General features: G+C 57.6%; 1 protein-coding gene. It reads left to right on the forward strand.

Annotated elements, in window-relative coordinates; genetic code table 11:
* Positions 1-49: 49 nt before the first annotated feature.
* On the forward strand, positions 50-250 hold a 201-nt coding region (locus AC0L3B_RS39980; protein ID WP_473383466.1), incomplete at its 3' end, for a type II toxin-antitoxin system RelE/ParE family toxin.

Genomic DNA, 250 nt, shown 5'->3' on the forward strand with positions numbered 1-250 from the left:
AAATTCGCTGGCATCAACAGGGAGTAGCCAGTAGGCTACATGTGGCTTTGTGATCAATACGATTGGCAGGACGCTGGAGTTCGATACATGGCTCGATGGCATGAAGGACGTTTGGGCAAAAGCAGCGTTGCTGACCCGGCTCGACCGGGCCGAAGAGAATAATTTTGGCGATGAGGAAATCGAAGCCGTCACGGCCCTGGCCGAGCGCTTCCCGGATGCGCGCATCACCCTCGACCCGAATGGCGCCTGG

The organism is Bradyrhizobium sp. Kon56, assembly GCF_055807635.1.